Below are 15640 nucleotides of genomic sequence, written 5' to 3'. Positions count from 1 at the left end.
TGCCTTCCGTCGCCGGGGAGTCGCAGGAGTGGTAGAGGCCGTGGGAGTCGCCAAGGTCGTAGGGCTGGCGGAGGTCGTCACGGCCGGGGGAGTCGTCCGTGCCGTGTGCTCACGAGGCATCGGGGAGTCTCTCGGTGAGTGAGTCGAGGTCGTCGAGCCAGTCGGCCGCCGTACGGGCCGTCCACCCGGCGTCGGCGTAGGCCTTGTCGCGGCGGAGGGCTTCCTCGTCGTCCTCGCCGTGCGGTACGGCGACGACGGCCACCCGTACGCCGGAGTCCTTCCAGGCGAAGTCGGCCGGCCAGCCGCGTTCGCCGAGTTCGAAGCCGAAGACGGGGGCCTGCTTGCCTTGTTCGGCGAGCGCGCGGGCGAGCCGGGTGAGCGCCGAGTCCGGCTCGTCCTCCTCGAGGAGGGGCAGGATCTCCTCGTCCCAGGCGGCATCGCGCAGCAGCCGGGCGACGGCCCGCTCGGCCACCGAACCATCGGCCTCCGCCTCGGCGACCGCGCTCGCGCCGGTGGGCGTCGCCTCCCGCGCCACCGCCGCCTCGGCCAGTGGTGTCTCGCGCGGCCGGTGCACGGCGACGAGGGAGTCGAGTTCGCCGATGCCGCCGGTGACGGCCAGTACGTCGACCGGGAAGGCGGCCGCGCGGCTGCCGGCCAGTTGGACACCGTCCCCGCCGGCGAACGCGAGGAACTGCAGCAGGTTCGACCAGTAGAGCCAGGCCCGCCAGCGCTGCTTGTGCGCGTCGGTGCCCAGGGCCTCGTCACGGTCGTCCAGCACGGCCAGCGCGCTCCACCGCACCGCGAGCGGTTCCTCGCCGTCGCTCATGTCGACGGTGAAGAGGAGCGGGAGTCCGTACGCGTCGCTCGCCCGGAGCACCAGAACGGGCCCGTCGCCCGGGACCGGCTCCCCGGACGGCTCGAGGCCCGCTCCGTATGCGTCGAGCGCCGACCGCAGCGCCTGCCGCGCCTGGGCACGGTCCGCCTGCATGGCCAGGGGTGCGGGCTCGGCCATGAGGCCGGCCACCAGGGCCCTGGCGCGGCGTCCCCACCGCTCCTTGGCCGGGTCGCGCAAGTAGGCGAGGAGCGCCTCGACGGGGTTGGCGAACACGGCCTGTGCGAAGTCGGCGCGCGCGCCGCCCATCTCCTCGTACCAGTCCTTGGCCGTGTCCTGTGCGCTGCGCGGGTACGGCGGCCAGACCGGCTCGGCCCTCGCCGCCTCGCCCTTCTCGAACAGTTCCAGGTCGTCCCAGGTGAGCTGGAAGACGACGTGGTTCCTGTCCCGCAGCCGGTTGCGCTTGTCGCAGTCCGCGGCGATGCGGTTGTGCGCGCGGGTGGCGTGGTAGCGGTGGCCGTCGAGGTAGACGGTGACGTACTCCTTGGGGCCGTCCGTGGACTCGAAGGTGAAGTCGGTCCGGGTGTACTCCATGTCCCGCTGCGCGGTGAGCCGCCAGTTGGTGCCCTGACCGAAGCGCAGGTAGCCGCTGGCCGTGCTGCTCTCCTCCAGGACGGCGTCCCGCTCCTGGCCGGTCCAGGTGCGCAGGGCGGCCAGGAACCGGGCCTCCAGGTCGGACTCGACCTGCTTGTCCAGGCCGATCAGGTCCGTGCTGGGCAGCTGGGCGACCTTCCACAGGTCGACGGGCCGCCCGTTTTCGTCGAGCACCGGCCCGCCGTCCTGGTCGACCGGGCCCAGCAGGTCGTTGATGATGCCCAGGGCCTCGAGGCGGGAGACGGTGTCCTGGTGCCGCTCCTCGGTGTAGCGGTGCAGGCAGCGGTGGCAGGCGAGCCGTCCCTCGTCGCGGCACGGGCAGGTCAGCAGCGCTCGCCGGGCGTCGGAGAGTGCCGCCCGGAAGTGCGCCGGGTCGGTGAGCCGGTGCAGGTAGCCGGTGCCGCCCGGCAGACGGTCGAAGAGCACCAGGAAGTGCCGGGTCTCACCGGTGCCGTGGTCGGGCATGCGCGCCAGGGTCGAGTCCAGGTGCTGCGGATCACCGCCGAAGTGCTGGTCGACGCCCAGCCGCAGGGCCGCCCGGAAGGAGTGGATCTTCTCGTCGACCAGGACGGTGGCGGCGGGCAGCAGCACCCGCAGCGCCTCGGTGCGCAGCTGGTGCGCCAGCAGCACCGGTTCCTGCGCCACCTCCTGCGGGTTCTTCCCCCGGCGCAGCGGGCACCACGGCTGGTGGTGCTTCAGCTTCGGGTTGCGCGCCGCCGCGGAGTCCAGGGCGTCGGTGTCGTGATCGAAGACGGGCCGCCCGTCGGCGGTCGCCGCGCCGCAGCCCGTGCACACGTGGAACGGCGCCATCCGCACGCTGTGCCCGGCGAAGTCGTCCTCGGCCTTGGCGTCGAACCGCATCGGGCCGACGTTCACCCGCCGGATGACGGCCGTGCGGCAGAAGTCGACGCCGAACGTCTGGGTCTCGTGCCGCCAGGAGGTCTTCGGCTCGATGTCCTCCTTCGCGATGTCGACCGCGTCGATCACGGTGTAGTACCGCTGCTCCCGGTCGTCCTTGTCGTCGCTGATCCGGGCGTCCTCGCGTTTGTCCCGTGAGGTGACGACGGCGGGCTCGACGACCTTGTGCAGGCAGGAGCCGTCGTCCGCGATCCGGGCGCTGCCACAGCGCGGGCACGGCGAGCGGTCGGCCTCGGCGTCTTCCGTGCGCACGTGTCCGCACTCCTGGCAGAACCGCCACAGCCGCCAGTCGGGATCGGTGGCGGTCCCGATCTCCAGGCCGGTGACCTGGTGCTTGTAGCCGTTGACGTAGAACGTGTTACCCGGCGCGAACTCGGACAGCGCGTAGCGGCGGGGCCGCTCGTAGGCGCGCGGCTTGGACTTGTACGTCTCCCGGCCGGTCTTCTCGTCGACGCCCTCCGGCCAGTAGAGCGTGGCGTTCAGTGTGGTCACCGCGTCGATGAGCGCGTAGTTCGGCAGCAGCCCGAGGTCGCACAGGGCCTGCTGGGCCGTGGTGAGCCCGAGGGAGAGCAGCCGTTTGCCGACCGACCGGTGCTCGGCGTCCAGCTCGGCCTTCTGCCGGGCCTGCTCGTCGTCGCTGTCGTGCAGTTCGTCGCGCGCCTCACCGATCAGCTTCAGCCGGCGGCGCAGCACTTCCTCGCCGCGCCGCCACTGGCGTTCGGCCTCCTCCGCCGCGCTGCGCAGCCCGCGGGTGGCGTACGCGCGCAGTTCGGCCCGGGCCCGGTCGCTCACCCCTGCGGGGAACAGGTCCAGGAAACCCTCGACCAGCTGATCGGCGTGGGCGAGAGCTGCCTCGACCAGGTCGGCGAGGTGGCCGGAGGGACCGAACAGCTCGGGCGCCCTGGCCGGTATCGCGGCCAGGGGCTTGCCGTCGGGGCGCGTCAGGCGCCCGCGCGCGGCCAGGTCCAGCAGATGGGCCAGGTACTGGCGGCGCAGGATCTCGATCGCCGACAGATGGCTGCCCGGCGGCACGATCCGCCCGGCGATCATCTCGCGCGGCTGGTCCAGGAAGTACAGGTCGCGGCGGCTGCGGTCGGGGATCGTCAGCAGGAACGCATTGCCGGTGCGCCGACCGGCCCGCCCCACCTGCTGGGCGTAGTTGGCGGGCCGGCGCGGCAGCGCGGCCAGCACGACGGCGGACAGGTCGCCGATATCGATGCCCATCTCCAGGGTGGGCGTGCACGACAGCACGTTGGGGTCCTTGAACCCGGTGCCGTGCTTGAACGCGGCCTCGACCCGTTCCCGCTCCGGCCGGGTGAGCATCCCGGTGTGCTCGGCGGTGACGACCTGGTAAGTGCCCGCCTTGCGGTACAGCCGCCGGTAGTAGTCGTCCCGGTAGTCGCGGTCCCGGTGGTGCACGCCCAGCTCCTCCGGGCGATTCCCGGCGACCAGCCGGCCCCTGCGGCAGCGGTACGAAGGGCACGGCTGGCCGTGCCACTGGTCCAGCAGCTCCGGGTGGACCGTCTGCTCCCAGAAGCAGACCGGGCAGCGCACGAACGCCTCGTTGACGACGTCGTCGGTGAGCAGCCGCACGTCGACCGCGCCCGGCTGCAGCCCGTACACCCGCAGGCTGCCGTCGGCCGGGGTGCGCACCGACAGCAGCCCCGCCGTGACCAGCTCGGGCAGCAGCCTGTTCCAGAAGCCGGCCGTCTGCTCGCGGGGAAGGTCGAGACAGCGCTGCGCCCAGCGTTCGTACCAGGACAGCCGTCCCGTCGCGAAGTCGAACTCGCTGTTGGTCTTGGGCTGGTCCAGGAGGAACACCGGGGCCGCGACGCCGCGGGGGAAGGCGCGCATGCCCACCGGCCGCTTGCCCCAGATGAAGTAGCGGCTGGTCCCGGCCTCCCTCAGATAACCGTCCAGCCACTTGTGGCCGATCGCGCCCCTGGTGCGCAGCCGCTCCAGGAGGATCCGCAGGAACGCGAGGTAGCGGGCGTCGTCCTGCTCGACGGGCGGCAGCCCGCCGTGCCGTCCCTCCTCCGCCAGATGCGCGTCCTTCACGAGCGCCACCGCCGCGCGCGTGTCCGCGATACGCACCTGGGCCGCCGCCGTGCGGGTCAGCTCCAGGGTGCGGCCGTTGCGGGAGCGGAACCCGAACTCCATCAGCGCCTCGAACGCGAAACGCTCACCGATCAGGTTCCACGTCGGACGGTCGCCGCCGCGTCCCTGTCCGGACAGCAGCCGCTGGACGCCCCGGATGTCGTGCAGGTCGGTGGGGACGACCGCGGCGAGCGTCCTGCGGTCGGTGGTGGCCGCGACGACGTCCGCGATGAGGTCGTTGAGCGCGGTCGGACGCTCCTCCGACAGGTGCTTCTTGAACAGGGCGCGCAGGGAGAAGGTGTACGAGCGGGAGGCGACGAACCCGGCCCGGTGCGCGGCGTCCTGCACCGAGTCGTTGAACATCAGCGTCTTGTCCTCGCCCTGCTCCTCGTCCAGCTCACCTCCCGTGAACAGCTGGGTCACCGAAGCCGCGGCGAGCGCCGCCGCACCCGTGCCGAGGAAGCGGATCGCGTTGCGTGAGCCGCACGCCGGGCACCAGTCCTCCTCGGCCGCCGTGTTCGCCGTCTCACCCAGGTTGACCAGCACGAAGGCCGAGTCACCGGTGGCCGGGCGCGGCTGTCCGTCTCCGGGCGCGTAGTCCCTGACGGGGTCGGGCAGCCGCAGCGTCCGGTTCGGCCCGTCCAGGACGCGCAGCTGCCCGCCCCGGCCGGCGGAGAGCGCGGAGACCGCTCGCCCACCATCCGCCCCGCGACCGGCCGACGCCATCGGAGCGGCACCGGAGCCCTCGCGGGCCTCGGCGTCCGTCGCCGCGATCAGGTTGCGCACCCGCATCTTGGCCTGGCTGACCGAGGCCCGCCGGATCTTGTGCGAGTCGACCTGGACGTGGGTGTCGTCCGTCTCCGGGGAGAACACCGCCCAGCCCGAACGCCCGCAGTCACGGCAGTAGACGGCGGGCAGGAACAGGTTCGCGCTCTGGCCGGCCGTCGCCGTGGTGACCGGCGCCGTCCGGGCGTGCTGATCGCTCTGCCGGTCCGCCGCGCCGGCCACGTCCCACTGGAACTCCGCCTTCGGCCACGGCAGCACCCCGCGTACGAGGCGGGAAACCGAGCGGGCCCACTGGTGCACCTCGATCTGCACCAGGGGCCGCGGCCGCTCCGGCGTGGACTCCGGGTCGCGGGCGACGGCCAGCAGTGCGACGAACCGGGCGAGGGCGGAGGCGGCGACCTCCGGCCGCTCGGTGATCGTCTTGCCCCACGACCGCGCGCCCCTGCGCCACATCAGATCGAGGACTTCACCGGTGGCGCGGACCTCGCCGTCCAGCGCCTGCATGACCGCCGAGGTCAGCGTCTGCCGCTTCAGGTTCCGGCCCAGCAGGAACGGGTCCGGGTCGCGCGTGCCGGTCACCGTCTCGACGAGATCGGCGAACTCCGCCTTCCCGAGGGACGGGTCGGGCAGCAGCGCCAGCTCATCGGGGGAGGGGTCCGGCAGCGCCGGGTCGAAATCGTCCGGCGGGATGAACTCGTCGACGCTCTGCCGGTCCTCACCGATGATCGCGTCCTTGGTGAACTCGGTTCCGAAGACCTGGGTCGCGACGTCGAGGAGCTGACGCACTCCGTCCCCGTCCGTGCCGGACGCGAGCGTCGCGGACGTGGCGACCGGGCAGATCCGCCCCAGCGGGTTCCCCGGCTCCGACGCCCCGACGGCGGCGGCCAGGCGCCGCAGCAGCATCGCCACGTCGGTGCCCTGGGCGCCGTCGTAGGTGTGGAACTCGTCCACGACGACGTACCGGATGTCCGCGCCGTTCCACAGCGCCGCGTCCTGGGAGCGCTGGAGCAGCAGGTCCAGCATCTTGTAGTTCGTGATCAGGATGTCCGGCGGCGACACCCACATGTCGGAACGACGGGTGTACACCCGGTCGTACGTCGTCTCCGCCCGGTCCCCGATGTACAGGCCGGCGCGGAGCTTGCCGAGATCCGTATCGTGCGCGCACAGCAGGTCGTTGATGCGCTGCGCCTGGTCGGTGGCGAGCGCGTTCATCGGGTACAGGAACACGGCCTTGACGCCGCTGTGGCCGGCGTCGCGCTCGCGGGCGCAATGGTCCAGGACCGGGTAGAGGAACGACTCCGTCTTGCCGGAGCCGGTGCCGGTCGTGACGAGTGTCGGCCGCGGGGTGCGGCCGTCGGCCGACGACAGCCGCTCGAACGCCCTGGCCTGGTGGGCGTACGGAGTCCAGTCGTCCGTCCGCCGCCAGTCCAGCAGCTCCTTCCAGGAGTCGCCGGCCCGCGTGAACGGGGTCCGTATCCGCAGGAACGGCCCACGGAACATCCCGGACGTCTCGTCCCCCAGGAACTGGTGCAGCGACTTCCGGGCGCCCTCGTCGGTCAGCGCGTACGTCGTCGACAGGTACTGCAGCAGGCTCTCCTTGAGCCCCTGCGCCTCGAGCGTCGGCCTCACTGGCTGGGAACCTCCTGCTTCACCGGGTCCCACTCGCCCCGGGCGACGGCCTCGTCCAGCCGCTTCTGGAAGTAGGCGTGCGCCTCGCGCATCTCCTTCTCCCGCTCGGCCTTGTAGAAGGGGGCGGTGTAGCCGTCGGGGACGGGGGCGTTGTCGAGGTCGGCGAGGTAGGCCTGGAACTGGCCCCAGGTCTCCTTGCTCTGCCGCTGCCCGATCGTGCGGGCGTTCCCGGCGAGCTTCCATCCCTCGGCGTCGAACCAGGTCACCGCCTCGTACTTCTGCAGCACGGGGAAGCGGCCCCGGTAGGCGGCGATGAGAGCGTCGGCGTCCATTCCGAGCCAGACGGCTACGAGGGCGTCGATCTCGACGAGGGCGGAGCGGCGGGCGCGCTCGGTACGGAGGGGGGTGTCGCGGTGCCAGTCGGGGGTGACGTCGTGGAGGGGCTGGAGGCCGGGCCAGGGGAGGGCCCAGGGTTCTTGGGTGGACCAGGTGGGGTCGTACAACTCCTTCCAGAGGTCGGCGTAGGCGGTGGTGAGGCAGTTGAGGCGGAGGGTGCGGAGAAGGAGAGCCGATGCCAGAGGATGATTCCTCGAAGGAGCAGGCATCGCCCTAGCGGCGCTCACGTGGAGATCGCCACGCCCGGTTGCACGCAGGAAATAGTCCAAAGGGAGAGACGCAAAGAACCCAGCTGCCAGGCATGTGCTGGTCCGCTCCGGTAGGGCCGCGCTTCGGACGCCGTCGATGTGAGTGACGCCGGGCGGAATCAGAGCACAGTAGAGACTCCGCTCTGTATCTGGCGCGATCATTTTACGCCAAGCCATCCTGTAGAAGGTTGAGTACCGGCGCCGCGCCCACGCAACGAGCTGCTCCTCTATCTGTGTGGCCGTAACTTCGTCGGCAGCAGATTCTTCCCTCTGAGTGATGCATCGACGAGCTCGTTCAATGGCCCTGGTGTTGTTACGCATTCGTTCAACTGCCTGTGCGTCAACCCAGTATTCTTGCGCGGCGAAGAATTCTTCCTTTGCGGCTGATGAGAGATAAGCGGTATCGGGCACGTAATTCTGTGTCAAGGTGACCAGATTCGTGCCGTAGGGGTCGTTGCTGCTCGCCCCATGCTTTTTGAACACAGGAGTGGCGGGGCCAATCTGCTGCCCCTTGAGGATGACGTGACGCCACCGGACGGGCTGAAATTCTTCGCCGTTTTCGCCATTGGCGATGTTGTATTCGATCAGTCCGTTCTTCTTGCCGCCGCTTTCGTCGAAGCCTCTGGCTACCTGCAGATTGCAGCTTCCCAGACGCAGAGGGAAGTTGGCAAGCGCCTGGATTGCCGAAGCCTCCGCGGTGCTAACTGGAAATAGCAGTCGCGCCTGTTCGACCGGCTGGTCTCGCTCATTAAGGAGGCGCTGCCAGACGGTCAACGTTTCCTTGTCCACTCGCACCACGCGGGTGCGGTGGGGGCGCTCATCGAATTCTCCGTTTTTATATCTAACTCCAGGGATTTCCCCAAATCCATCGTGTGTTGCTGAGCTGCGCAACGCGTCCGCCGAAACTAGCCATGAAAGATGATCAAATGCAATTTCTTTTGGGTGGCCGTAGATGTGGACGCCAAAGTGGGTGGTGTGCCCGACGGGCTTAGGGAAGAAACGCCAGACTGCGTTGACGAAGTCGCCGTGAATTCGAAGCCTTCGGTAGGCGGCTTCCCTCAATGCTCCTTCCTTTTCGCCGGTGAAGTGACTATCTGGGTGAATCAGGCCAGATGTTCCCCATGCTGAGCAGTGGTCCCACGCTTGGCACACGAAGGCGCGGTAGAGATCCGGCTGCGTGCCAGCGAGTAGTGGGTATACCTGCGACGCTCCAAAGACCGCGACCTGCCCGCTGACGCTGGTCAACTCGTTCAGCACGTACTGACGTGCCTTCGGCAGCCGCAGAAGCTTGGCCCGCTCCTCCTCCTTCTCCGCCGTCGACGCCCGCTCCGTGAGCTCGAACCACGGTTCGTGCTCGGCCAGCACCGAGCTCTCGTTCCACCGGGGCCGCACCCACGGCGGGTTCCCCACCTGCAGATCGAACCCGCCCCCCTGCGCGAAGACCAGCGCGAAGTCCAGTTCCCAGTGCAGGAAGCCCTGCTCTTCCGCGATGTTGGTGACCACGTGCATCCAGGGGAAGCGGATCTCCGGGTCGGCGGGGTCCATCCCCATCAGGTGGGGGAGGTTCTTCTCGAAGTCCTTGAGCGCGTCCAGGTTGTCGAATTCGGTGACCAGGTTCTGCTCGTCGGGGTCGACGGTGCCCAGGAGGGCCTCGAGGAAGTCCAGCCAGTCGTCCAGCTCGACCAGCGGAATGGTGTCCCGCCACGTCCGCTGCTTGGACTGCTTCGGCGCACCGCGCCGGGACTGGCCGCTCGCCTCCACCGCCTGCAGGGCGATGAGCGGCTCGTCCTCCGCCGTTGCGGAGACCAGCGTCTCCTGCGTCGGCCCCGACGCGAAGAGCATGGTCTGCTCGGTGAAGCGCGGCTCCGGGACCGCCGCCGTCGAGCCCTCGTTGCCCTCACCGCGCCCGGTCGCGTCCCCGCCGATCAGCGGCACTCCCAGCAGACCACCGAGCGCGTCGGCGGAGGCCACCGCTGGCACCGTGGCGTCGTAGGCCCCGTCCGTGCCGTCCAGCAGGGATGCCTTGTCCGCTGGCCAGAACCACAAGGCGCACCACGCGTCCATGACCTTCTTCAGGCGCCAGTACGGCGTCTCGGTGGCCTCGAACAGGTCGGCCATGACCTGCTCCTTCGGCACCGCGCCCGCAGCCGTGCGAAGGAAGTCGTACTCGGGGTCGCCCGGCTCGGCGCCCCACACGTCGATCTTGCGGGCGATCGCCGCCTCGGAGAGCCGCATGCGCCTGATGACGAGCGACCACAGGAACTCCGCCCGCTTGGCCGCGTCCCGCAGCCGCGTGAACTGGGAGGACGCCTCACGCCTCGGCCTGCCCGCCTTGTCGAGCTTGGGCGTGCCGTCCTTGTTCAGGTGCGCGGTGCTGCGCTTCGGTCGCTGGAGGATGCCCTTCTTCCAGGCGGCCAGGCGCGCCACCTCGTCCTTGGCGAGTTCCTTGGCCTCCTTGGAGCCGGTCACCGCCGCCCACCCGGGGCTCGGCAGCAGGAACTGGTGCACCGCGTCCTCGGGCAGCGGCTGCGGCTCGCCGTCCTTGAGGAACGGCAGCGGTGTGGGCGCGAGCGTGTTCTTCGCCGCGAGCCACGCCTTCGACGGGGAGACGACGTCCTCGCCCGCGTAGACCGCCCGGCGCCCGCCGATCAGCGAGTTGCCTCGGCGCAGGTGCAGCCCGAACCACGGTGCGCGCATCCCCGGGTGCATGGTGTTGAGCCAGAGGGACACTTCCGCCAGCTCCACGCCCGTGGCGTTGAGGTCGACGCCGTACGCGTTGTGCAGGGCGACGTACGCCTTGACCTTCTGCTTCTCCGTCAGCGCGGACGAGGCGGGCAGGGAGACGCCCAGCTCGTCCTGGCGGCGGCGCAGGTACTCCTCGGCGACCTGGTTGATCGCCTCGTTGAGGAACGCGCCGGAGCCGAGCGCGGGCTCGCAGATCTTGTACTTCAGCAGCTCGGCCGCCCGCGTCCGGACGACCTCGCCGTTCTCGTCGCGCTCCTGGTCGAGGAGGTGCTTGAGCGCCAGCTCGACGGTCACCTTGGTCAGCGACTCGGGGGTGTAGTACGAGGCGGACGTCTCGCGGTCACGGCCGGCCAGCCGGTAGACGAACTCGCCCACCTCGTACTTCTTCGGCCCGCGCAGCCCCTTCACCGCGTCGTGCTCGTCGAACTCGACCCAGGTCTTCTCCGGGTACTCCTTCCGGCGGTGCGCGGGCACCAGCCAGGAGCCCTTCTCCGGGTCACCGCCCTTGGCGACCTCGCACAGCTCCTCCTCGGCGATGATGCCGGTGTACGACATCAGGCCCTCATACACGGCGCCGAGCTGGTTGATGCCGAGGTTGCGGTAGGAGATGAAGCCGCCGCGCTCCCCGCGCCGCCTGGCCTTCTTCATGGTCAGCAGCCGCAGCACCTCGTGCAGGGCGTGGTTGCGCAGCCGCAGGTCCAGCCACTTGGGGTCGGTGTCCTCGTCGCTGCGGGGGTCGAGGACGCCCCGGCCGATGAGACGGATGGACTTCGGCTCGAAGAGTTCGCTGCGCAGCGGCTCGAAGCGCAGGCCGCGGTCCTCGCTGCGCCGCTTGGCCTTGAGCTTGCGGGTCTCCTCGTCGTCGTCCGGCAGGTCGTCGTCGGGTTCGGTGCCGTAGGGGCGGTGGCCGCGGTTGACCTTGTTGAACAGGACGTCCAGGGAGGCGAAGAGGTGGTGGCCGTTCCGCGCCTCCTCCTCGACTAGCTGCTCGTCGCGCTCGACGAGCTCCCGCAGCCGCGCCACCGAGTACCCAGCCTCGTAGGTGCCGTCGTCGGCGGGCAGGATGCCCAGCTCCGGGCGGGCCTCGGCGTACAGCAGGAACAGGATGCGGTAGAGGTAGCGCAGCGACTCTCGGGTGAGCTCCTTGGCGAACGGCAGCTTCGGATCCTCGATCCGCCGGGGCTCGATGCCGGCCTGCTTCAGCCGGGCGAGGACCTCGTTGGCGATGATCTCGACCGAGCGCTGCAGCCCCTCGCGCAGTTCCCCGGAGACGCCGACCGCGTTGTCGCGGGAGGCCTTGACCAGCGCGTCGATGCCCGGCCCCTTGCCGTCCTCGGCGGGGGCGAGCAGCTCGTGGCTGAACAGGGCAGCGATGGTCGCCAGCTCACCGCCCTGCTTGCGGTCGTTGCGTTCCAGCGCGGCATCCAGGTTGGCGGCGAGGAAGCGGCCCTCGCCCCACACCTGGCGGTCGGCCAGGACGATCACGCCGCCGCACAGCAGCAGCACGAAGCGGGGCGGCTCCCCGCCCGGCTCGCCCAGTTCACTCTGGAAGAGCCAGGTCGCGAGGGACTGGCCGCTCTCGTAGACCTCGCTGCCGCTCACCCGCAGCGGGTGCTGCAGCCGGCCGGGGCCGTCCGCGTCCAGGGCCGTGTCGTTGCCGGTGGCCCAGCCGCACTCGAGGGCCACGATGCCGTCGCCGTGCCAGGCCGTGGCCACGGTGTGCTCGCGCCCGGCGCGGTGGACGGTCAGCCGGCGCCGCTCGGGGGCGCCGGTGAAGCCGAGGGCCGCCAGTACCTTGTCGTGCCAGGAGCTGAGCCGCTCGCGCCAGTCGCCGTCGTTGTAGGTGTTGAGTCGGGCTCCGGCGGCGGCGCTGTTCTCGTCGGCGTCGTCCTCGGCGTCCAGCTTGGCGCGTTCGGCGAAGAAGTTGCGGTACTCCTCCGAGAGGTACGTGCCGCGCAGGGCGCGCAGCATCTCCCTCGGCGTGGGGCGCGGGTCCTTCTCGTCGCTCTCCCGAACCGTCCAGGTGGCGAGGATGCCCTTCTTGAGGTCCTGGCCCAGCTGCTCGGCGAAGTAGTGGGCGGACAGGTACTCGCCGCGGTTGGAGAAGGAGTCGAAGTCGGTGCTCATCGGGTGGTCTCCCCAGCGACGGCGGCGGTGGCGGCGGTGGCGGTGGACAGGGGCTGCAGGACGCAGAGCAGGCGCAGCATGGGAGCCCCCGAGGTCTTCAGCGACTTGATGAGGGTCTTGCGGCGGCTCGCCGTGAGGTTCACGTCGTTGCGGTCCTTCGCCGAGCGGGCCGAGGCGAACAAGGCGTCCTGCTGCCACCGCGTCACCCGCTTCTCGTACGGGGCGAGCATGTCGTCGACGCGCCGCGCGTACTCGGCCTCCTGCTCGCGCAGGTGGCGCGCGGCCTCGTCGACCGCCCGGGGGACGAGCCGCTGCAGCGCCTCGCGCTCCTCCTCGGACACGGCGCGGCCGGGCATCTTCGGGCCGACACCGCACGCGGCGAGGAAGGCGGCGTCCATGCGCACGACCCGGGGCGCGCCGGGCAGTCCGACGACGGCCATCCACTCCACCACGGTGGGGCGGCCCACGGCGTTGGAGTGGATGCCCTGCACCAGACAGACCGGACCGGACAGTTCCGCCGGCAGGCGCGGATCCAGTTTTGTCGCCGCCGCGGCGTCGGGACGGTGGGCGAGGACGAACGCCTCGTCGTGCCGCAGGGACGCGAGCGCCTTGTCCGTCACCCAGTCCAGGACCGGATGCACCTCCGAGACGTAGCTGACGTTGGGCCACTGGGTCTTGGACGACTCGCGGGCCGCCATCAGCCGCTTCTCCCCGAGCCCCTTGTCAAAGGTGATGCGCAGCCGTCCGGGGGCCTTGCCCGTGGGCAGGATGTGCTGCTCGGTCAGATACGACTTGGGCAGCGCCTTGAAGCGGTACTGCAGGTCGGCCGGCGGCTCGAACGCGATCGTGCCGTCGTCCTCGTGGCGCAGCTTCAGCTCGTTGTCCGGCCCCGTCGGGCAGATCTGGCGCAGGGCCTCCTCGAAGTAGGCGGAGGTCGAGCGGAACACGCTCGGGACGGTCGCGGACGCCACGTCGTCCTGGGCCGACCGGGACCCGATGTTGCCCATCATCTTCCTGAGCAGCGACGAGGAGCCGCCGCTGGACTGCTTGATGGACTCCTCCACCGTGCGGCCGGCGAGCAGGTCCCGCGTGAGGCGGTTCTCCTCCTCCTGCGCCCGGTACAGGCCGGTGACCGTCTCGGCCGAGCCGTCGATCCGGTGCGCCTCCTCCTCGCGCTTCAGGAGCTTGGCGCCGACCAGCCGGTCGTCGAGCGGGAGGGCCTCGCCGGTCTCCGGAACGTGCCGCCACTCCACGTCGCTGGTGAGCACCAGGGCGCGGAACTGCGGCTTCTCCTTCTGCCCGTAGCGGTCGATGCGGCCGTTGCGCTGCTCGATGCGAATCAGCGACCAAGGCAGGTCGTAGTGGATGAGCTGGTGGCACTCCTGGTGGAGGTTGACGCCCTCGGAGGCGACGTCGCCCGTGAACAGGATGCGCACCGGGTCGTCGCGCAGCCCGAACTTCTCGACGATCCGCTTCTGCTCGTCCTCGTTGGTGGCCTCGCCGTGCATCACCTGCACCGCCCCGCCGTACGCCAGCCAGGGCCGGTCCTTCTTCTCACCCGCGTCGACGGCACCGGTCTTCTGGAACCCGAGCCGGGCGGGGACGGTCTCGGCCAGCCAGGTCAGCGTGGGGATGCGCTCGGAGAAGACGACGACGCGGGTGTCCGACCCCGGGCCGACACCGATCTTCTCGAGCTGCTCGACCAGCGCGTCCAGCTTCGCGGAGTCGTCGTCACCGAGTTCGCCGGCCAGCCGCTCCAACTCCACGATCGCCTCGCGCTCGACCTTGAGCGCGGCCTCGCGGGCGGCCGGGTCCTCGCCCTTCCTCCCCTTCGCGGGCCCGGCCAGGTAGCGGCGCCGCGCCTCCAGCGACTTCTGGAGCGCCTTGTGCGAGGAGAGGAAGGCCTTGAAGAAGTTGTAGGCGGCGAGCGGGTCCGCGCACACCGAGGAGGCGGCCGGATCGCGCGGGATCCAGCGGGCGGCCAGCTCCTCGAATACCGCGCGCTCCTTCGCGGTGGCCTGCGCGGGGACCGGCTCGGACGGGCCGCGGTCGGCCCACACGCCCTTGAGGGAGTCGCGCACCTCCTTGTCCGTCTTGGTGCGCCGGATGTAGAGGTGGTCGAGGTCCTTCACGTCGTAGTCCGACGGGTTCGCGATCGCGGCCTCGTCCAGCATCCTGATCAGCTCGGCGAACGACCCGGCGTCACCGTTGTGCGGAGTCGCCGAAGCGAGGATCAGCGCGTCGGTGCGGCGGGCCAGCAGACGGGCGAGGTCGTTGTTCTTCGTGCCGCGGTTGACCAGGTTGTGCGACTCGTCGATGACGACGGCGTCCCACTCGGTGGAGTCCAAGTGGTGGGCGTACACGTCGCTCTTGAGCGTGTCCACGGAGATGATCGCCCGCTTGAAGTAGGCGAAGGGGTTCCGGCCCGCGGGGATGTCCTGCTGGATGCGCTGGATGCCCGTGGAGTCGAGCCTGACGAGCGGGATCGAGAACCGGGTCCACAGTTCGCGCTGGAACTGCTCCAGAACGTGAGCCGGCGTGACCACGAGGATCCGCTCGCCCCGCCCGCGCCGGATCAGCTCGGCCAGCAGGATGCCGATCTCCAGCGTCTTGCCGAGCCCCACCACGTCGGCGATGAGCAGCCGCGGCTGCGGGTTCTTCATGGAGAGGGCGAGTTCGGCCGGCCGCAGCTGGTGGGTCTGCTTGTCCATGAGGAAGCCGTCGGCCAGCGCGAGCCCGTGCTCGGTCTGGGGCAGCGCCGTCTTGCGGATCACCGCCTCCAGGTAGAGGCGGGCCTTGCGGTGGTTGGGGGAGCCGTCGGGGACCAGTTCGGTCTTGCGCGGGTCGAGCACCTGGATGTCGTCGAGCAGGCTGTAGAAGACGGCGTCCGTGCCCCGCACGAAGGACGAGACGCCGGTGACCTCCACCATCCAGCCGTCCCGCGCCGTGGGCGCGACCTTCCGGACGAGCCACTGTTCGTCGCGGATGCGGACCTGGGCCCCGGGCGCGTAGGAGACCGCCCCGCCGGCCGGCCGTGCCACGTCGCCCGACGCGTCGAGGGCGAGCCCGTCCTCGCTCGCCATGTCCAGCACGCCCTGGCCGTCACCGGCCGCCCCCGTACCGGTGGTCACCTGCTGCTCCACTTACCGCCCCTGCTTCTCCTGGACCGCCGTCGTGCACGGTTCATCCGTATCGATCTCAATGCTGC

Annotated in this window: 3 protein-coding genes; all 3 read right to left on the bottom strand. The window is 70.4% G+C overall.

The window, feature by feature from the left end:
* Positions 1–109: 109 nt before the first annotated feature.
* Genes ACGF5T_RS32565 through ACGF5T_RS32555 form a run of 3 tightly spaced genes read right to left on the bottom strand, consistent with a single transcriptional unit; the run spans position 110 to position 15575 of the window.
* Positions 110–6916, bottom strand: a complete 6807-nt coding sequence (locus tag ACGF5T_RS32565) for a DEAD/DEAH box helicase (RefSeq protein WP_366767995.1) — start codon at positions 6914–6916, stop codon at positions 110–112.
* Positions 6913–12432: a hypothetical protein gene (locus ACGF5T_RS32560; protein ID WP_366767994.1), complete on the bottom strand. Its 5520-nt coding sequence runs from the start codon at positions 12430–12432 to the stop codon at positions 6913–6915. The genes ACGF5T_RS32565 and ACGF5T_RS32560 overlap by 4 nt, the downstream gene beginning before the upstream one ends.
* Positions 12429–15575: a DEAD/DEAH box helicase gene (locus ACGF5T_RS32555; RefSeq protein WP_366767993.1), complete on the bottom strand. Its 3147-nt coding sequence runs from the start codon at positions 15573–15575 to the stop codon at positions 12429–12431. Before ACGF5T_RS32555 ends, ACGF5T_RS32560 begins: the two co-directional genes overlap by 4 nt.
* Positions 15576–15640 lie beyond the last annotated feature (65 nt).

The sequence above is a fragment of the Streptomyces sp. NPDC047853 genome (assembly GCF_043204535.1).
Taxonomy (GTDB): domain Bacteria; phylum Actinomycetota; class Actinomycetes; order Streptomycetales; family Streptomycetaceae; genus Streptomyces.
Note: the sequence above shows the minus strand (reverse complement) of the source record. Positions and strands in the feature narration are given on the sequence as shown.